17 protein-coding genes and 1 riboswitch are annotated in these 17,350 nt (G+C 70.8%); of the genes, 14 read left to right on the top strand and 3 right to left on the bottom strand.

The window, feature by feature from the left end; translation table 11 throughout:
- Positions 1-41: 41 nt before the first annotated feature.
- Positions 42-1,628, bottom strand: a complete 1,587-nt coding sequence (locus tag KBO27_RS10500) for a beta-N-acetylhexosaminidase (protein WP_210969746.1) — start codon at positions 1,626-1,628, stop codon at positions 42-44.
- A 95-nt stretch (positions 1,629-1,723) separates the two neighbouring features.
- Entirely contained in the window at positions 1,724-2,578 is an 855-nt protein-coding gene (locus tag KBO27_RS10495) for an NAD(P)H-binding protein (protein ID WP_210969745.1), read from the bottom strand.
- Positions 2,579-2,711: 133 nt separating this feature from the next.
- Between KBO27_RS10495 and KBO27_RS10490 the strand changes: the two genes are divergently transcribed.
- Positions 2,712-3,287, top strand: a complete 576-nt coding sequence (locus tag KBO27_RS10490) for a TetR/AcrR family transcriptional regulator (protein ID WP_307870334.1) — start codon at positions 2,712-2,714, stop codon at positions 3,285-3,287.
- On the opposite strand, the gene KBO27_RS10485 is transcribed toward KBO27_RS10490, so the two are convergent.
- Complete coding sequence (locus KBO27_RS10485) at positions 3,284-5,197, bottom strand: propionyl-CoA synthetase (protein ID WP_307870333.1); 1,914 nt, start codon at positions 5,195-5,197, stop codon at positions 3,284-3,286. The two genes, KBO27_RS10490 and KBO27_RS10485, sit on opposite strands and share 4 nt — an antisense overlap.
- 290 nt (positions 5,198-5,487) lie before the next feature.
- On the opposite strand from KBO27_RS10485, the gene KBO27_RS10480 reads away from it, so the two are divergent.
- From KBO27_RS10480 to KBO27_RS10420, 13 genes are all read left to right on the top strand, one after another.
- Positions 5,488-5,712, top strand: a complete 225-nt coding sequence (locus KBO27_RS10480; RefSeq protein WP_372448837.1) for a hypothetical protein — start codon at positions 5,488-5,490, stop codon at positions 5,710-5,712.
- A 151-nt stretch (positions 5,713-5,863) separates the two neighbouring features.
- On the top strand, positions 5,864-6,559 hold the full coding sequence (gene clsA, locus KBO27_RS10475; protein WP_210969742.1) for a cardiolipin synthase ClsA: 696 nt from the start codon (positions 5,864-5,866) through the stop codon (positions 6,557-6,559).
- 84 nt (positions 6,560-6,643) lie between these two features.
- Complete coding sequence (gcvH, locus tag KBO27_RS10470) at positions 6,644-7,045, top strand: glycine cleavage system protein GcvH (protein ID WP_246536634.1); 402 nt, start codon at positions 6,644-6,646, stop codon at positions 7,043-7,045.
- A gap of 118 nt (positions 7,046-7,163) precedes the next feature.
- On the top strand, positions 7,164-7,631 hold the full coding sequence (garA, locus tag KBO27_RS10465) for a glycogen accumulation regulator GarA (protein ID WP_132673653.1): 468 nt from the start codon (positions 7,164-7,166) through the stop codon (positions 7,629-7,631).
- Between the two features lie 395 nt (positions 7,632-8,026).
- Entirely contained in the window at positions 8,027-8,503 is a 477-nt protein-coding gene (locus KBO27_RS10460; protein WP_132626999.1) for a bifunctional nuclease family protein, read from the top strand.
- A gap of 267 nt (positions 8,504-8,770) precedes the next feature.
- Positions 8,771-9,343, top strand: a complete 573-nt coding sequence (locus KBO27_RS10455; protein ID WP_132673654.1) for a MerR family transcriptional regulator — start codon at positions 8,771-8,773, stop codon at positions 9,341-9,343.
- A gap of 83 nt (positions 9,344-9,426) precedes the next feature.
- A riboswitch (glycine riboswitch) is annotated at positions 9,427-9,528 on the top strand.
- Between the two features lie 163 nt (positions 9,529-9,691).
- Complete coding sequence (gene gcvP, locus KBO27_RS10450) at positions 9,692-12,580, top strand: aminomethyl-transferring glycine dehydrogenase (RefSeq protein ID WP_210969842.1); 2,889 nt, start codon at positions 9,692-9,694, stop codon at positions 12,578-12,580.
- A gap of 84 nt (positions 12,581-12,664) precedes the next feature.
- A complete protein-coding gene (locus tag KBO27_RS10445) occupies positions 12,665-12,934 on the top strand; it encodes a HesB/YadR/YfhF-family protein (protein WP_125089038.1) in 270 nt (89 codons plus the stop codon).
- 288 nt (positions 12,935-13,222) lie between these two features.
- On the top strand, positions 13,223-13,891 hold the full coding sequence (locus tag KBO27_RS10440; RefSeq protein WP_210969841.1) for an energy-coupling factor ABC transporter permease: 669 nt from the start codon (positions 13,223-13,225) through the stop codon (positions 13,889-13,891).
- Positions 13,888-14,223 carry a PDGLE domain-containing protein gene (locus KBO27_RS10435; protein ID WP_210969741.1) on the top strand — a complete coding sequence of 112 codons (336 nt, stop codon included), beginning with the start codon at positions 13,888-13,890 and terminating at the stop codon, positions 14,221-14,223. Before KBO27_RS10440 ends, KBO27_RS10435 begins: the two co-directional genes overlap by 4 nt.
- The gene (gene cbiQ, locus KBO27_RS10430; protein WP_210969740.1) at positions 14,224-14,991 is read left to right on the top strand and encodes a cobalt ECF transporter T component CbiQ; all 768 of its coding nucleotides are present in this window, start codon (positions 14,224-14,226) and stop codon (positions 14,989-14,991) included.
- A complete protein-coding gene (locus KBO27_RS10425) occupies positions 14,979-15,755 on the top strand; it encodes an energy-coupling factor ABC transporter ATP-binding protein (protein ID WP_210969739.1) in 777 nt (258 codons plus the stop codon). The genes cbiQ and KBO27_RS10425 overlap by 13 nt, the downstream gene beginning before the upstream one ends.
- 65 nt (positions 15,756-15,820) lie before the next feature.
- Positions 15,821-17,320 (top strand): class I adenylate-forming enzyme family protein, encoded by a 1,500-nt coding sequence (locus KBO27_RS10420; protein ID WP_210969738.1) that lies wholly within the window; start codon positions 15,821-15,823, stop codon positions 17,318-17,320.
- Positions 17,321-17,350 lie beyond the last annotated feature (30 nt).

Here is a 17,350-nt window from a genome sequence, read left to right as displayed (position 1 = left end):
GGTTCGGTTCAAGGCCGTCGGCTCCCGCTGGGTGGTGGTGGTCATGGGGTCCAGGGGATTTGGGGGCTTCGGTAGAAGTCCTGGCCCGCGGCTTGCCAGCGGGGGCCTTGGGTGGCCAGGCGGTTCTTGAACGACTCCCAGTTCAGCGCGCCCTTCGCCGACCAGCCGAGTTCGGCGATGGCCGGCAACCGCGGGAACGCCATGAACTCGATGTGCTGCGAGGTCTCCAGCGTCTCGCTGAACATCGGCGCCTCGACGCCGAGCACCGATTCCTCCGGCACGCCCTGCAGGTAACTGCCCGGGTCCCAGCCGTAGGCGTCGGCGACCTCGATGAACCCGGCCCACTGCAGGCCCAGCGGCGTGTTCTCGTCGTACTTCATGTCCAGGTAGGACTTGTTCGCCGGCGAGGCCAGGACCTTGTTGCCGCGCGCCACGGCTTCGGTGAGCAGCGGATCGCCGTTCGTGGTGCCCCAGAACTGCAGCACCGCGTCGCCCTGCGGGGCGGCCTTGCCGTACTCGTGCCAGCCGAGCGGCTTCTTGCCGTACTTCTCCACCAGCGGCAGCACCTTCGACATGAAGGCCACGTAGTCCTCGTCGGTGGTGGAGTGCGCCTCGTCGCCGCCGATGTGCAGGTACGGGCCGGGGGTCAGCGCCGCCACCTCGCGGATGACGTCCTCGACGAAGCGGTAGGTGATGTCCTTGTTGACGCACAGCGAGCTGAACCCGACGTCGATGCCGGTGTAGGGCGGCGGTGCCACGCCGTCGCAGTTGAGCTCGGCGTAGGACGACAGCGCGGCGTTGGTGTGCCCCGGCATGTCGATCTCGGGGATGACCGTCATGTGCCGGGACGCGGCGTAGTCGACGATCTCGGCGTAGTCCTGCTGCGTGTAGAACCCGCCCGGCGTGCCGCCGACCTCGGTCTGCGCGCCGAACTCGGTCAGCCGCGGCCAGCTGTTGATCTGGAGCCGCCAGCCCTGGTCGTCGGTCAGGTGCAGGTGCAGCTTGTTGATCTTGTACTTGGCGACCTGGTCGATGTAGCGCTTGACCATGTCGACGGTGAAGAAGTGCCGCGCCGGGTCCAGCTGCGCGGACCGGTGCCCGAAGCGCGGCTTGTCGGTGATCTCGCCACCGGGCATCGTCCACGGCCCCGGCTGCGCCGTCGGGCTCTCGATGCCCGCGGGCAGCAGCTGGCGCAGCGTCTGCACGCCGTTGAACAGGCCGTCGGTGCTGGTCGCGTGCACCCGCACCGCGTCGTCGGCGACCTGCAGGCGGTAGCCCTCCGGGCCCAGCGCGGGATCTCCGTCCAGCGCCAGCGCGATGTCGCCGGTTCCGGGCAGCGCGGGGTTGACCGGCACGGGGAAGCCGGTCGAGGGCCGCACCACGCCCGCCAGGTACTCGCCGACCCCGGCCGCCTCGCCGGGCGCCAGGATCGCGGTCTGCTCGGACAGCTCGAAGTCGGCCGCCGGGTTCGGCGTCACCGACTCCGGCGCGGGCACGATGGTGTCCATCGCGGAGGCCGCGGGGGCGGGATCACCGCCGGCCGGAACCGCGGTCCCGGCGGCCAGCAGGGCTCCGGCGACGACGGCCAGTCCGGCCTTCGCCGCCCTCGATCGGGGTCGTGCGCTCATCGTTCGGCTCCATCCTCGGGGGAACGGTGCCAACAAAGGTATAGACCAAAACGGAACCCGGAAGCCTCCGAACGGACGTATCGGACCGCTGCGGTTCATCCGGCGATGCCGTCCGCGAGCCGCTCGGCGACGTTCCGGGGTTCGCGTCCGAGGAGTTCGGACAGGAGCGGGTCGGCTTCGGCGAAGTGGCCGGCGCGGGCGGCCTGGTACCAGGTGAGAATGAATCCGGCTGCCTCCGGCGGCACGCCGCTCGCGACCTGGTCGGCGATCCACCGCTCGTCGTCCACGACGACGCGCTCGACGGTGCGGCCGATGAGGCGGGAGGCGGTCTCGGCGAGATGGTCGAAGGTGACGGCGGTCGGGGCGCTGAGGGTGACCGGGCCGTCGTGGTGGTGGCCGGCTGCCAGGACGACCGCGGTGCCTTCGGCCACGTCCGCGCGGTCGGTGTAGGGAACGGGGCCGTCGGCCGGCTGAGCGATCTTGCCGGTTCGCCGCCACGGGCCGAGCACCTCGTCGAGCGGGCCGTAGGCGGCGTTGCGCAGCGAGGTCCAGGCGATCCCGGAGTCGGCGAGCATCGCCTCCGTGGAGAGGTGCATCCGCGCTGGCGGGTACGGGTTGTCGGGGGTGGCGCCGTGCTGGCTCGTGTAGACGATCCGCTGGACACCCGCTGCCGCGGCGGCCTCGATCGCGTTGCCGTGCAGGCGGACGATGTCGGCCGTGGGGTCGTTGCCGGACACCAGCAGCACTTGCTCGGCGCCCTCGAACGATTCGCGCAACCCGGCCGGATCCTCGTAGGAGCCCTGCCTCACGCGCACTCCGCGGTCGGCGAGGTGGCGAGCTCTGCCGACGTCGCGGACGCTGACGCCGATCCGCTCGGCAGGCACGCGCTGGAGGAGGTGCTCGACGGTGGCGCCGCCCAGCCCGCCGGTCGCGCCGGTGACAACGATCATGTTCGCGCCCTTCCGCTCATAAGTTGACCGCATTGGTCAGGTTTGTCCTGCCTCGCCACCGTAGGTAAGCTGACTGGTCGAGTCAACTTATGGCGGGGTGAGGGACGGTGCGGGAATGAGCGGTGGAGCAGCTGTGGGATCACGCCTGCGCGCGGACGCCAAGCGCAACGCCGACCAGATCCGGCGCGCCGCGATCGACGCCTTTCGCGGGCGGGGTCTCACCGTGCCGCTGGAGGAGGTCGCCCAGGCGGCAGGGGTGAGCAAGGCGACGATCTTCAACCGGTTCGGCGGACGGATCGGCCTCATCGACGCCGTCATCGAAGAGGTCGTCGCGGTCGAGCTGCACGGCATCATCGACCGCACCCGCGCCATCGGTGACCCCTGGGAACGGCTCGCGCACTACGTCACCGCGATCCGCGACCTGCAGTACCGCCAGCCCGCCGCCAACGACGCGATGCTGCAGGTGTACCCCGACGCGCAGAGCCTGCTGGAGATCTGCAGGGTCGCCGGCGAGATCAACGAGGAGCTCATCGAGATGAGCCGCGCTGCGGGCGCGCTGCGGGACGAGTTCTCCGCGGACGACCTCCACGCGCTCCTGCACGACAACGCGCTCGCCCTCAAGCACGGAACCCGCCCTCGTCGGGAGGACTACGACCGCCGCACCACCTTCCTGCTCGACGGGATCCGCGGGCGATCCCGCCGGACCTAGCCGTCCCCGCGCAGCGAGGGGCGGAGCTGATCCAGGACCGAGGGGTCCTCGATCGTCGAGGGCACGACGGTGTCGCCGCGATCGGCGATCTCGCGCATCGACTTGCGCAGGATCTTGCCCGAGCGCGTCTTGGGCAGACCGTCGACCACCGCGACGTCGCGGAACGCCGCCACCGGGCCGATCTGGTCGCGCACCGCCGTCACCAGCTCCTCGCGCAGCGTCTCGGCCGAGATGTCCACACCGGACTTGAGCACCACGAACCCGCGCGGCACTTGGCCTTTGAGCTCGTCGTGCACACCGATCACCGCGCACTCGGCCACCGCCGGATGCGCCGCCAGCACCGCCTCCATCGACCCGGTCGACAACCGGTGACCGGCCACGTTGATCACGTCGTCGGTGCGGCCCATGACGAACACGTAGCCGTCGGCGTCGACGTAGCCGTTGTCGCCGGTGAGGTAGTAGCCGTCGTAGCGCGACAGGTACGACTCGCGGAACCTTTCGTCGTCGCCCCACAGCGTCGGCAGCGTGCCCGGCGGCAGCGGGAGCTTCAGGCAGATCGCCCCGTCGGTCTCCGGCGGCAGGGGTTCACCCGCCTGGTCCAGCACCGCGATCTCGTAGCCCGGCACCGGGACTGTCGGCGAACCCGCCTTGACCGGCATCGGTTCCAACCCGCGCAGGTTCGCGCAGATCGGCCACCCCGTCTCGGTCTGCCACCAGTGGTCGATCACCGGCACGCCCAGCTGCGCGGCCGCCCAGTGGTAGGTCTCCGGGTCCAGCCGCTCACCGGCCAGGAACAGCGTCTGCAGGCAGGAGATGTCGTGCTCGGCGAGCAGCCGGCCGTCCGGGTCGACGCGCTTGATCGCCCGCAGCGCCGTCGGCGCGGTGAACAGCGCCTTGACCCGGTGCTGGGCGATGACCCGCCAGAACGCGCCCGCGTCCGGGGTGCCCACCGGCTTGCCCTCGTAGACCACCGTCGTCGCCCCTGTCAGCAGCGGCGCGTAGACGATGTAGGAGTGGCCGACCACCCAGCCCACGTCCGAGGCGGTCCAGAAGACCTCGCCGGGGGAGATGTCGTAGATGTTGGCCATCGACCAGCGCAGCGCGACCGCGTGCCCGCCGTTGTCGCGCACCACGCCCTTGGGCTTGCCGGTGGTGCCGGAGGTGTAGAGGACGTAGAGCGGATCGGTGGCGGCCACCGGCACGCAGTCCGCCGGTTCGGCGCCCTCGACCGCCTCCTGCCAGTCGACGTCGCGCGGGCCCAGCTCGGCGCGCGCCTGATCGCGCTGGAGCACGATCACCGCGTCCGGCTGGTGCTCGGTCTGCCGCAGCGCCTCGTCGACGATCGGCTTGTACTCCACGACCCGGTTGGGCTCCAGCCCGCAGGAGGCCGCCACGATCACGCTCGGCCGGGCGTCGTCGATGCGGGCGGCCAGCTCCTTGGGCGCGAAGCCGCCGAAGACCACCGAGTGCACCGCGCCGATCCGCGCGCACGCCAGCATCGCGATCGCGGCCTCGGGGATCATCGGCAGGTACAGCACGACCCGATCGCCCTTGGCCACGCCCTGCGCGCGCAGCGCTCCGGCGAAGACCGCGACCCGGTCGAGCAGCTCGCGGTAGGTCCAGGTCTGCACGACGTCGGTCATCGCCGAGTCCCAGATCAGGGCGGGCTGCTCGCCCCGCCCGTCGCGCACGTGCCGGTCCAGCGCGTTGAAGCAGGTGTTGAGCTCGCCGTCGGGGAACCAGCGGTACATCGGTGCGGCCGAATCGTCCAGAGCCCGCGTCGGCTCGCGGTCCCACTCGATCGCCCGCGCCGCGTCGAGCCAGAAGCCCTCGCGGTCGGCCAGGCTCCGCCGGTAGTTCTCCGCGTACTCACCCATCGCTGCGACTACCTCCCGCGTCCGCTGTGACACCGCCTGTGTAGTACCCCAGATCGGATCTCGGCGCCAGGGGCTCGCGCGGCCGTTCGGCCGAAACGCGTTCGTCACGAGCGAAACATCGGCGTTCGGACGAACGGGGGAACGGAATTCGGTCGCGCTCCCACCTGATGCGATTCGGCGACGCCGCCGCGCCGCTGGGCGCTGGGGGTGCGCTTCCGGCGCGACAGTGCGACTCGCAGGCCCCACAATCGGCCACGAGCCGATGGCCGGGCTAACACCGAGGTGTCCCGCGCCGACAAATGAATCGGAGGTGCTACGAACTGATGAGCACGATGGAACCGGCAGAGCCTCCCAGGGCCACAGCGACCGTCGACGAGCCGAACGACCTACCGACCGCGCCGTGCAGCGTGGTCTGGAGCGGCGGCCACTCCTACGTCCGAGAGGGAACCGCGGGCGCCCGCTGGGCGGGCGTGGACGATCGCGGCAGAGCCCGGTTCCTCACCGATGCCGAGTTGCGCCGCCGGGGTTGGAGCCGCACTCGCGGCTGAATCCGCGGTGGTTCTTCCCGCGCCGCAGGCCGTCCCGCCTCCGGCTGGCCGCCAAGTGGGTTGCGCTGGCCATATGAGACCCTGATCGGGTAAGGATGCACAGGTGTGCACCCGTTGCGGGGCGGTGCGCACAACCATTCAGGGGAGGCTCGTGGTGCAGGACGCCGAGCGCACCACGGAAAACACCACGAGCGGCCCTCGTGCCGAAGCGGGGCAGGACCACTCGGGGCCGGGCGACCCCGGTCTGGACAGGATCCGCGAGGTCGCGCGAGACGTGTGGGCGGATCCCTGGTGGACGCTGCCCAACCTGCTCAGCGTGATCCGCCTGGCCGGCGTGCCGGTCTTCCTCTGGTTGCTGCTCGGCCCGCAGGCCGACCTGCTCGCGCTGCTGGTCCTGGTGATCAGCGGGGCAACTGACTGGCTCGACGGCAAGCTCGCCCGCTGGCTCAACCAGTACAGCCGCATCGGCGAGCTGCTCGACCCCGCGGCCGACCGCCTCTACATCGTCGCGACCCTGATCGCCTTCGTGCTGCGCGACGTCATCCCGTGGTGGGTGGCGGTCGCCCTCGTCGGCCGCGACGTCGTGCTCACCCTGTGCCTGCCGGTGCTCCGCTGGCACGGCTACGAGCCGCCCGAGGTGCACTACCTGGGCAAGGCCGCCACGTTCTGCCTGATGTACGCGTTCCCGCTGTTGCTGCTGGTGCAGGACGACTTCACCGGGTCCGACGTGGTCCGCCCGATCGCCTACGCCTTCACCGCCTGGGGCGGGGCGCTGTACCTGTGGGCCGGCATCCTCTACCTCGGGCAGGTCATCGCCGCCGTGCGCGGAGCCAGAGCCCGCGCCTGATCGGCGGCTGCGCGTCGCCTTGCGGCCCGCGGTGGCCGGTGAATACGCTCGCCGCGCCGATCACTCGGCACGTTGCAACAGCGGATGAAAGGCGGGACCATCGTGGCGGCCCCGGAGATCAAGTACACCGAAGAGCACGAATGGGTCCAGCGCGTCAGCGAGGACACCGTGCGCATCGGCATCACCGACTACGCCCAGCAGCAGCTCGGCGACGTGGTGTTCGTCCAGCTCCCCGAGGTGGGGCAGCAGGTCGCCGCCGGGGACTCGATGGGCGAGGTGGAGTCGACCAAGAGCGTCTCCGACATCTACGCCCCGGTGACCGGTGAGATCACCGCCGGCAACTCCGCGCTGGAGGACCAGCCGGAGCTGGTCAACTCGGACGCCGCGGGCGAGGGCTGGATGGTGGAGATCCGGCTGGCCGACCCGGAGCAGCTGTCCGGTCTGCTCGACGCCGAGGGTTACCAGAAGCTGATCGACCAGGCATGATCGTCCTGCCCGGAGGCATCCGTGGGATGATGACGGGAGTCGCTCGTTCCGAGGCTGTCCAGGCACGGTACGTTGGGCGCATACTTGGCACGATCTATCCGCGTAGAGGAGAGCTCAGGTGAGCCAAAACAGCGGCTTCGGCGACGTTCCGCCGGAGCAGTCACCGGAGACCACCTCGGTCTTCAGGCCCTTCCTCTCGGAGCCGGAAAGCACCGAGAGCGCGGCCCCGGAACCTGCCCCCGCGTCCGGGGTCGATGCGCTGCCGGCGGGTTCCGCCCTGCTGGTGGTCAAGCGCGGCCCCAACGCGGGTTCGCGGTTCCTGCTGGACCGGGAGACCACCAGCGCCGGCCGGCACCCGGACAGCGACATCTTCCTCGATGACGTGACGGTTTCCCGGCGGCACGCCGAGTTCCGCCGCGAGGGCAACGACTTCGTGGTGGTCGACGTGGGCAGCCTCAACGGCACCTACGTGAACCGGGAGCCGGTGGACACCTCGGTGCTCGCCAACGGCGACGAGGTCCAGATCGGTAAGTTCCGCCTGGTGTTCCTGACCGGGCCGATCGATGGGGGCCAGGGCGGCCGCTGAGGCCGTCGAACAGGGCTTTTCAACCCGTCAGCGGGGCGACGCCACACGAGGCGTCGCCCCGCTGACGCATGAGGCAGCTGCGCCGCCCGCGCGCGGATGTCGTCCCCTTCGCCGGGAATTTCCCGGCGCCACGAGCGGTTTTCACAGCGCAGCAGGGTATTTCCGGCGGCTTCGACCGGGCTCTGCGCGGTGTATCGTGCTGGGTATTGCTCAACGACGAGCTCGCCAGCGGTCCGGGCCGTGGGCCCCGACAACAACGACCGCGACGGTGGTGGTCCGCCGGGACCACCGATGGAAGGGCGTGTCCGCCGTATCGCGGGTAGCGTCGGAGGCGTCGGTGCGGGACCCTCGACGGGGATGTCACGCTTCGGCGCGCTGGAGGAGGCGATGTGACGATGAGCAGCGAGATGCGCGTCGTCGGCGTGCGAGTTGAACTACCAGCCAACCAGCCGATCCTGCTGTTGCGCGAGGCTCAGGGCGAGCGCTACCTGCCGATCTGGATCGGGTCGGTCGAAGCGACGGCCATCGCCCTGGAGCAGCAGGGCGTGCGGCCCCAGCGGCCGCTCACGCACGACCTGCTCAAGGACGTCATCGGAGCCCTGGGACGCGATCTGGAGCAGGTGCGGATCACCGACCTGCAGGAGGGCACCTTCTTCGCGGAGCTGGTGTTCGACGGTGATGTGCGGGTGTCCGCGCGGCCGAGCGACTCGGTGGCGCTGGCGCTGCGCATCGGAGTTCCGATCCACGCCGACGAGTCGGTGCTCGACGAGGCCGGGTTGATCATTCCGGACGAGCAGGAGGATGAGGTCGAGAAGTTCCGCGAGTTCCTCGACTCCGTCTCCCCGGAGGACTTCCGCGGTGCCGACACCTGAGGACCGGCGCTGATCTAGTCCGAACAGACCACACCGGCCCCCGGGTTGCAGCAGCAGCCCGGGGGCCGGGTTCTTGCTCCGGCGAACGAGAGCGCGCGCGGCCCGCGCGTCGCGTTGACCCGCCTGCTGAGCGGGCATACCGTCGGACTTACGCGAATTGCCCCGGTGTGATTCAGCCGGTGTACGGCTTCGCGGCCCTGGACCGCAAACGGTCCGGGCGCTGGTGATCGTCGTCGTCGGCTTCGGGCCGGACGAGGGGAGGCAGGCGTGGTGGAGGAAGCAGCGACCTCGGATGCTGCGGAGCAGGGTGAGCTGTTCCCCGACGCCTCTGCCCCGGACGAGCTGGTCGGTTACCGCGGGCCGGCGGCCTGCCAGATCGCGGGCATCACCTACCGGCAGCTCGACTACTGGGCTCGCACCAAGCTGGTCGGGCCGTCCATCCGCGGCGCAGCCGGGTCGGGCTCGCAGCGGTTGTACTCGTTCAAGGACATCCTGGTGCTCAAGGTCGTCAAGCGCCTGCTGGACACCGGGGTGTCGCTGCACAACATCCGGGTCGCGGTGGAGCACCTGCGCAAGCGCGGCGTTCAGGACCTGGCGAAGCTGACGCTGTTCAGCGACGGCACCACGGTCTACGAGTGCACCTCCGCGGAGGAGGTGGTCGATCTGCTGCAGGGCGGCCAGGGAGTGTTCGGCATCGCCGTCAGCGGTGCGATGCGCGAGATCAGCGGGACCATCCACGAGTTCCCGGCCGAGCGGGCCGACGGTGGCGAGAACATCGAGTCGGCGATCAACGACGAGCTCGCGGCCCGCCGTCGCGACCGCCAGGCGGAGACCGGCTGAACGATCGGCATCGTCCATGTGTGCGGTAGCCGACATTGATGGTCTGATAAACCGCGTTGATCGGGTACTCTGAGCGCCATCGCCGACCCCGTGCGGGAGAGTCCGGTCCTGGTCCTGCCAGGGCAGGCGCCGAAGGAGCAACTCTCCCCGACAACCTCTCAGGCCACCTGGACCGCACGGGCGAGATACCTCTGGAAAGCGGGCACACCTGATGAGTGGGCCCCGCCGACGGTGCAAGCCCGGTCCGCCGGGTGAAGCTCTCAGGCGTTCGCTCCGCGAACGGGGACAGAGGGGGAGAGCAGCATCCGCTGCCGCCCTTTGTTCGCCGCGATGAGTGAGGTTTTGGCGATGACCGACGCGACGCACGACCGCATCCCTCTGGCCGCGCTGGAGCACGGCAGGCCGTTCGCTGACCGCCACGTCGGGCCGATGCCCGCCGAACTGGCCCGCATGCTCGACGTCATCGGCGTCGGCTCCCTGGAAGAGCTGGGCCAGAAGGCCGTGCCGGACACCATCCGCGAGGGAGACCTGCAGCTGTCGCTGCCGGAACCGGCCACCGAGACCGAGGCGCTGGCGGAGCTCCGCGACCTCGCCGGTCGCTGCACCCCGCACACCGAGATGATCGGCCTGGGCTACTACGGCACGGTCACCCCGCCGGTGATCCTGCGCAACGTGCTGGAGAGCCCGGCCTGGTACACCGCCTACACGCCCTACCAGCCGGAGATCTCGCAGGGCCGGCTGGAGGCGCTGCTGAACTTCCAGACCGTGGTCGCCGACCTGGCCGGGGTTCCGGTCTCCAACGCCTCGATGCTCGACGAGGCCACCGCCGCGGCCGAGGGCATGACCCTGGTGCGCCGCGCGGGCAAGTCCAAGTCGCCGCGCTTCCTGGTCGACGCCGACACGCTGCCGCAGACCATCGCGGTCATCGAGACCCGAGCTGAGCCGCTGGGCATCGAGGTCGTGGTGGCCAACCTGACCTCCGGTGAGCTGCCCGAGGGCGAGTTCTTCGGGGCGCTGCTGTCCTACCCGGGTGCCTCCGGCGCGGTGCGCGACCAGGAGGCCCTGATCGGCGCGATCCACGAGCGCGGCGCGAAGGTCGTCGTGGCCACCGACCTGCTGGCGCTGACGCTGCTGCGCGCGCCCGGCGAGATCGGTGCCGACGTCGTCGTGGGCAGCACCCAGCGCTTCGGCGTGCCGATGGGCTTCGGCGGTCCGCACGCCGGGTTCATGGCCGTCGCCAAGGGCCTGGAGCGGCAGCTGCCGGGCCGCCTGGTGGGCGTGAGCGTCGACGTCGAGGGCAACCAGGCCTACCGGCTCGCGCTGCAGACCCGCGAGCAGCACATCCGCCGGGAGAAGGCCACCAGCAACATCTGCACCGCGCAGGTACTGCTGGCCGTGGTCGCTTCGATGTACGCGGTCTACCACGGTCCGGACGGGCTCAAGGCGATCGCGACCCGCGCGCACCGGATGGCCAGCGTGCTCGCCGAGCAGCTGCGCCGCGGCGGCGTCGAGGTCGTGCACGGCGAGTTCTTCGACACCGTGCTCGCCAAGGTCCCCGGCAAGGCCGACGAGGTGCTGGCGGCCGCGCGCCGCGGCGGGGTGAACCTGCGCCGCGTGGACTCCGACCACGTGGGCATCAGCTGCGACGAGACCACCACCCGCGCCCACCTGGCCGTGGTGTGGGAGGCCTTCGGCGTGACCGCGGGTGACGTCGAGCAGCTCGACGTCGAGACCGGCGACGCGCTGCCGGGCGCGCTGGCCCGCACGTCGGAGTACCTGACGCACCCGGTGTTCCACACGCACCGCTCCGAGACCTCGCTGCTGCGCTACCTGCGGCAGCTGTCGGACAAGGACATCGCGCTGGACCGCAGCATGATCCCGCTGGGCTCGTGCACGATGAAGCTCAACGCGACCGCGGAGATGGAGCCGATCACCTGGCCCGAGTTCTCCTCGCTGCACCCCTTCGCGCCCGCGCAGGACGCCGAAGGCCTGCTCAAGGTCGTCTCCGAACTGCAGGAATGGCTCGCCGAGGTCACCGGCTACGACGCGGTCAGCCTGCAGCCCAACGCGGGCAGCCAGGGCGAGTTCGCCGGCCTGCTGGCCATCCGCGCCTACCACCACAGCCGTGGTGAGGCCGAGCGCGAGGTTTGCCTGATCCCGGCGAGCGCGCACGGCACCAACGCCGCCAGCGCCGTGATGGCCGGGATGCGCGTGGTCGTGGTCCGCTGCGACGAGCAGGGCAACATCGAGATGGACCACCTGCGCGAGCTCGTCGGCAAGCACGCTCAGGACCTCGCCGCGATCATGATCACCTACCCGTCCACTCACGGCGTCTACGAGGACACCGTGCGGGAGGTCTGCGGGCTGGTGCACGACGCGGGCGGCCAGGTCTACGTCGACGGCGCGAACCTCAACGCGCTGATCGGGCTGGCCCGGATGGGCAAGTTCGGCTCCGACGTCTCGCACCTGAACCTGCACAAGACCTTCTGCATCCCGCACGGCGGTGGCGGTCCGGGTGTGGGCCCGATCGGCGTCCGCGAGCACCTCTCGCCGTTCCTGCCCAACCACCCGCTGCAGCCCGCCGCCGGCCCTGCGACCGGTGTCGGTCCGATCAGCGCCGCCCCGTGGGGCAGCGCCTCGATCCTGCCGATCTCCTGGGCCTACGTGCGGATGATGGGCGCCGACGGCCTGCGCCGCGCGACGCTGACCGCCGTGGCCGCGGCCAACTACGTGGCGCGGCGGTTGAGCGAGTACTTCCCGGTGCTCTACACGGGCGCGGGCGGTCTCGTCGCCCACGAGTGCATCCTCGACCTGCGGCAGATCAGCAAGACCAGCGGCATCACGGTCGACGACGTCTCCAAGCGGCTCGCCGACTACGGCATCCACGCGCCGACGATGTCGTTCCCGGTGGCGGGCACGCTGATGGTCGAGCCGACCGAGAGCGAGAACCTCGCCGAGCTGGACCGCTTCTGCGAGGCGATGATCGCCATCCGCGCCGAGATCGACAAGGTCGTCGCAGGTCAGTGGCCCGCCGACGACAACCCGCTGGTCGGTGCCCCGCACACGGCGGCCAGCCTCGCCAAGGAGTGGGACCACGCCTACTCCCGCGAGGAGGCGGCCTACCCGCTGGGCACGGACGCGATCAAGGTGTTCCCGCCGGTCCGGCGCATCGACGGTGCCAAGGGCGACCGCAACCTGGTCTGCTCCTGCCCGCCGTTGGAGGCGTACCAGGGCTGAGTCGGCGGGTCGGTTTGCGCGTCCGGTCGCGACGATGACACGGTGGCCCCTTCAACCGACCGGCTCCGAGAGGAGTTGAGCACCATGCTCACCATCAGTGAGAGCGCCGTTGAGGTCATCAAGCTCGTCCTCGTCGGCGGCGACTCTCCGGCCAGCTCGGGCTTGCGCATCGCGCCGGCCGGACAGGGGCTGCAGGCGTCGATCGCCGAGGAACCCCAGGAGGGCGACGAGGTGATCGAGGAGAACGGCGTCCGGATCTTCCTGGAGAAGGAGGTCTCGGAGCTCCTGGGTGACAAGACCCTGGACGCCGAGAAGGACAGCAACGGCGAACTCGCACTGGCCGTGCGGGACTGACCTCTGCAGGTGATTCCGCGTGGCCGGTTGATTGGCGGTGCGGGTTGCGAGGGCGGTCTTCACGCCTCGCGGCTTCGCCGCTCGCACAACCTCAGAGCGGGCTCTTGAGCCGTCGACCCGGGTGTTGCACCCGGGTCGACGGCTTTTTTCGGGCCTGATTGCGACGAGCACCTCTTGCCAGGACCTGGTGATAGCGGGTGATCGGCAACTACCCTTGACCGGCGGTTGCTCCACCCGGGAGCACCGGCTCGCAGGAGAGGAAGTCCAGTGCCGACCACGACGCTCGCCATGCACATGAGCGACGGGCTGCTCGACGCCCGCACGGCGGTCCTGTTCGCCGTCGTGGCGATAGCCGGCCTGGCGGTGGCGCTGGTGCGCGCGAGGGCCGATCTGGACGACCGCACGGCCCCGATGGCGGGTCTGGTCGCGGCGTTCGTCTTCGCCGCGCAGATGATCAACTTTCCGGTGCTGCCCGGTGTGAGCGGGCACCTGCTCGGCGGTGCGCTGGCCGCGATCCTGGCGGGCCCGTGGGTCGGGGCGCTGTGCGTGGCGATCGTGCTGGTCGTGCAGTCGCTGCTGTTCGCCGACGGCGGCCTGACGATGCTCGGCGCGAACATCACGAACATGGCGCTGATCGGCACCGCCGTCGGCTACCTGGTGGCGCTGGCGCTGCGGAAGCCGGCCACCCGCAGCCGCGCCGGCCTGCTGGCCACCGCGTTCATCGCGGGATGGGTCAACACCGTGCTCGCCTCCTGCGGGTTCCTGCTCGAGTACGCCATCGGTGGCGCCGCCGGGTTCGGCCTGGCCACGGTGTCGGTGGCGATGATCGGCGTGCACTGCCTGATCGGGCTCGGCGAGGGCCTGATCACCGCCGCCACGGTCGGCGCCGTCGCCTCGGCCCGGCCGGACCTGGTCCACCTGTTGCGCGGTGCCCGGCGCGAGGAGGTCGCCCGATGAAGCGCTTTCTGCTGATCTTCGCCTTGGTCGTGCTCGCCGTCGCCGGTGGAGTCGCCTACTTCGCCGACTCCGATCCGGACGGTCTCGACGCCGTCACCCAGCAGGGCTGCTCGGTCGTGCAGACCGAGCGCGGCGAGTCGCTGGAGGGCAACTGCATCGCCCAGCACGCAGGCGACCACGCCTTGTCCGACGGCCCGCTGGCGGACTACGCCGTCGGCGGTGACGAGAGATTCACCGGTGTCGCCGGGGTCCTCGGCGCGGTGGTCACCCTCCTCGCGGCGGGCGGGCTGTTCTGGGGACTGCGTCGCCGCTCCGGTTCAGAGGAGCGGTAGGTGGGCACCGGGCACGCCGACGCCCTGCACCTGCCCGGCGACACGGCGGTGCACCGGCTCGACCCGCAGGTGAAGATCACCGCCGCGTTCCTGCTGGTGCTGTGCGTGGTGGCCACGCCGCGCGAGATCTTCTGGGCCTTCGGCGGCTACGCGGTGCTGCTCGCCGCGCTGGCCGCGATCGCGCGCATCCCGCCGCGCTGGCTGGCCGCGCGGCTGCTGATCGAGGTGCCGTTCGTGGTGCTGGCGCTCCTGCTGCCGTTCACCGCGGGCGGCCCGAGCACCGAGGTCGCGGGTGTCGCGCTGTCCACCGAAGGACTGCTGGCCGGGTTCAACATCATGGCCAAGGGCACGCTCGGCCTCGGGACCTCGCTGCTGCTGGCGGCCACCACCGCGCCGCGCGAGATCGTGCTCGGCCTGCAGCGGCTGCGCGCGCCGAAGCTGGTGATCACCATCATCACCCTGATGCTGCGCTACGCCGAGGTGATCGTCGCCGAAGCCGGCCGGATGCGGATCGCGCGGATCTCCCGGGGTCACGACCCGAGGTTCCTGTGGCAGGTCGGGGCGACCGCGCGCGGCGTCGGCAGCCTGTTCATCCGCTCCTACGAGCGCGGCGAGCGCGTGCACCTGGCGATGCTCTCGCGCGGTTGGGAAGGCGAGATGCCCGAGTTGGAACCGGCTCGCCGCACCTCGTGGAAGACCTGGAGCACGGGCTTGGCCGCGCCCGCCGCAGCGGCCGTCGTACTGGGGGTGTCGTTGTGGACCGCGTGACCGAGCAGCCCGCCGGGGTCCGCGAAGCGGTGAGCGCGCCCGCGCTGGAGATCTCCGGTCTGGCGCACGCCTACCCGGACGGGCATCGCGCGCTGCACCACGTCGACCTGCGGGTCGAGCCGGGGGAGCGGGTCGCCGTGCTCGGCCCCAACGGTGCGGGCAAGACGACGCTGACCCTGCACCTCAACGGCGTGCTGCGGCCCACGGCGGGCAGCATCACCGTGGGCGGGCTGCCGGTGGAGACCCGGCATCTGAAGGAGATCCGCCGCCGCGTCGGCCTGGTCTTCCAGGACCCCGACGACCAGCTGTTCATGCCGACCGTCCGGGAGGACGTCGCGTTCGGACCGGCCAACTTCGGGGCGCGCGGCGCCGAGCTCGAGCAGCGTGTCCAGGAGGCGCTGGACGCGGTCGGGATGACCGAGCACGCCCACCGCTCACCGCTGCACCTGTCCGGCGGCCAGCGCAAGCGCGTCGCGCTGGCCGCGGTGCTGGCGTGCCGCCCGGAACTGCTGGTGCTCGACGAGCCCTCGGCGAACCTCGAACCGGTCGCGCGCCGCGAGCTCGCGGAGGTGCTGCTCGCCGTGGGCGGGACGACGCTGATGGTCACCCACGACCTGCCCTACGCGCTTCAGCTGTGCCCGCGCAGCGTGATCATCGACGACGGCAGGGTGGTCGCGGACGGGTCCACCGCCGAGCTGCTCGCCGACGAGGAGCTGCTCGCCGCGCACCGGCTGGAGCTTCCGTTCGGGTTCCGCGTGCCGTGACGGCTTGACCCCCGCCATCCGGCGAGTGACCGTGATCACGGTCCGCGCGACGGGGAGGTCAGGCGATGTTCGACAGGTCCGGCATCGAACGCGACGAGCGGGGCACCGCCCACTACACCGGGCTGGCCGAGTCCCTGGTGGACGTGCTGCGAGGCACGGTCGAGCGGTTCGGCGACCGCGAAGCGCTGGTGGAGGTCGGCGGCGGTCGCCTGACCTACCGGGAGCTGTGGGACCGGGCCGCCCGGGTCGCCGGTGGGCTGCGCGAGGCCGGGATCTCCCGCGGCGACCGCGTCGCCAACCTGCTGCCCGCCGGCGTCGACTGGGTGCTGGGGTTCTTCGGCACCCAGCTGGCCGGAGCGATCGCGGTCCCGGTCAACACCCGCTTCGCCAAGCCCGAGGTCGACTACGTGCTGGGCGATTCCGGCGCGGCGTTCACCTTCCACCCCGGCGAACCGCTGCCGGACGGATCACCCTTCGCCGTCGACGACCTCGCCCGGGACGAGGTGGCGGCGATCTTCTACACCAGCGGCACCACCGGGCGCCCCAAGGGCGCGATGACCACCCACGAGAACTTCCTGTCCAATGTGGAGAACGTCTGCCGGGTGAAGGGCATCGACGTCGAGAACGGCTGGCGGACGCGCAATCTCGTATCCGTTCCGCTGTTCCACGTCACCGGCTGCAACACGCAGCTGCTGCTGCAGATCTCCTACGGCGGATCGACCGTGGTGATGCCGTCCTTCGACGTGCGGCGGTTCCTGCGGGTCATCGCCGAGGAGCGGATCAACCTGTTCACCACGGTGCCCGCGATCTACGCGCTCGCGCTCAAGCAACCGGACTTCTCGGAGTTCGACACGTCCTCGGTCGAGCACGTCTCCTACGGCGGTGCTCCCATGGCGCCCGCGCTGGTCGAGCGCATCAAGGCGGCGTTCCCGCGGGCGCGGGTGGGCAACAGCTTCGGGTTGACCGAGACCTCCTCGATCTCCACGTTCCTGCCGCACGAGCACTCTGTCGCCCACGCCGACTCGGTCGGGTTCCCCGCGCCCGTGGTCGACGTGGCGGTGGACGAGCCCGACCCGGGCACGGGCGTCGGCGAACTGCTGATCCGCGGGCCCAACGTCGTCGCCGGCTACTGGAACAAGCCCGAGGCCACGGCCTCGACGTTCGTCGACGGCTGGCTGCGCACCGGTGATCTCGCCCGCGTCGACGAGTCCGGGTTGGTCTACATCGTCGACCGGGCCAAGGACGTGATCAACCGGGGTGGCGAGAACGTCTACTCCGTGGAGGTCGAGAACGCGCTGGCCGCCGCGCCGGGCGTGGTGGAGGCGGCGGTCGTCGGCGTGCCGGACGACGTGATGGGGGAGAAGGTCGGCGCGGTCATCGTCGCCGACGACGACTTCGACGCCGAACAGCTGCTGGCTCATCTCGCGGACCACCTGGCCGACTTCAAGATCCCGCAGTTCTTGCACCTCAGCGAGCGGCCGCTGCCGCGCAACCCCGGCGGCAAGCTCCTCAAACGCGACCTGCGCTCCACCTCCACCTGGCGAGGGCCGCTCTGGGGTCGGTGAGGCACCGGGCGGTTCTGGCCCGAACCGCCC

It is taken from the genome of Saccharopolyspora endophytica, from assembly GCF_018070075.1.
In the GTDB taxonomy this organism is placed as follows: Bacteria; Actinomycetota; Actinomycetes; order Mycobacteriales; family Pseudonocardiaceae; genus Saccharopolyspora; species Saccharopolyspora endophytica.
The sequence above is the reverse complement of the archived record's forward strand: the minus strand, read 5'-3'. Positions and strand labels throughout refer to the sequence as shown.

Bases quoted from the DNA above. Each gene is read 5' to 3' on its own strand.
- KBO27_RS10500 (WP_210969746.1), bottom strand. From the start codon at position 1,628: ATGAGCGCACGACCCCGATCGAGGGCGGCGAAGGCCGGACTGGCCGTC.
- KBO27_RS10495 (WP_210969745.1), bottom strand. From the start codon at position 2,578: ATGATCGTTGTCACCGGCGCGACCGGCGGGCTGGGCGGCGCCACCGTC.
- KBO27_RS10480 (WP_372448837.1), top strand. From the start codon at position 5,488: ATGAGCACGATGGAACCGGCAGAGCCTCCCAGGGCCACAGCGACCGTC.
- gcvH (WP_246536634.1), top strand. From the start codon at position 6,644: ATGAAAGGCGGGACCATCGTGGCGGCCCCGGAGATCAAGTACACCGAA.
- KBO27_RS10460 (WP_132626999.1), top strand. From the start codon at position 8,027: ATGAGCAGCGAGATGCGCGTCGTCGGCGTGCGAGTTGAACTACCAGCC.
- gcvP (WP_210969842.1), top strand. From the start codon at position 9,692: ATGACCGACGCGACGCACGACCGCATCCCTCTGGCCGCGCTGGAGCAC.
- KBO27_RS10445 (WP_125089038.1), top strand. From the start codon at position 12,665: ATGCTCACCATCAGTGAGAGCGCCGTTGAGGTCATCAAGCTCGTCCTC.
- KBO27_RS10440 (WP_210969841.1), top strand. From the start codon at position 13,223: ATGCACATGAGCGACGGGCTGCTCGACGCCCGCACGGCGGTCCTGTTC.
- KBO27_RS10435 (WP_210969741.1), top strand. From the start codon at position 13,888: ATGAAGCGCTTTCTGCTGATCTTCGCCTTGGTCGTGCTCGCCGTCGCC.
- KBO27_RS10420 (WP_210969738.1), top strand. From the start codon at position 15,821: ATGTTCGACAGGTCCGGCATCGAACGCGACGAGCGGGGCACCGCCCAC.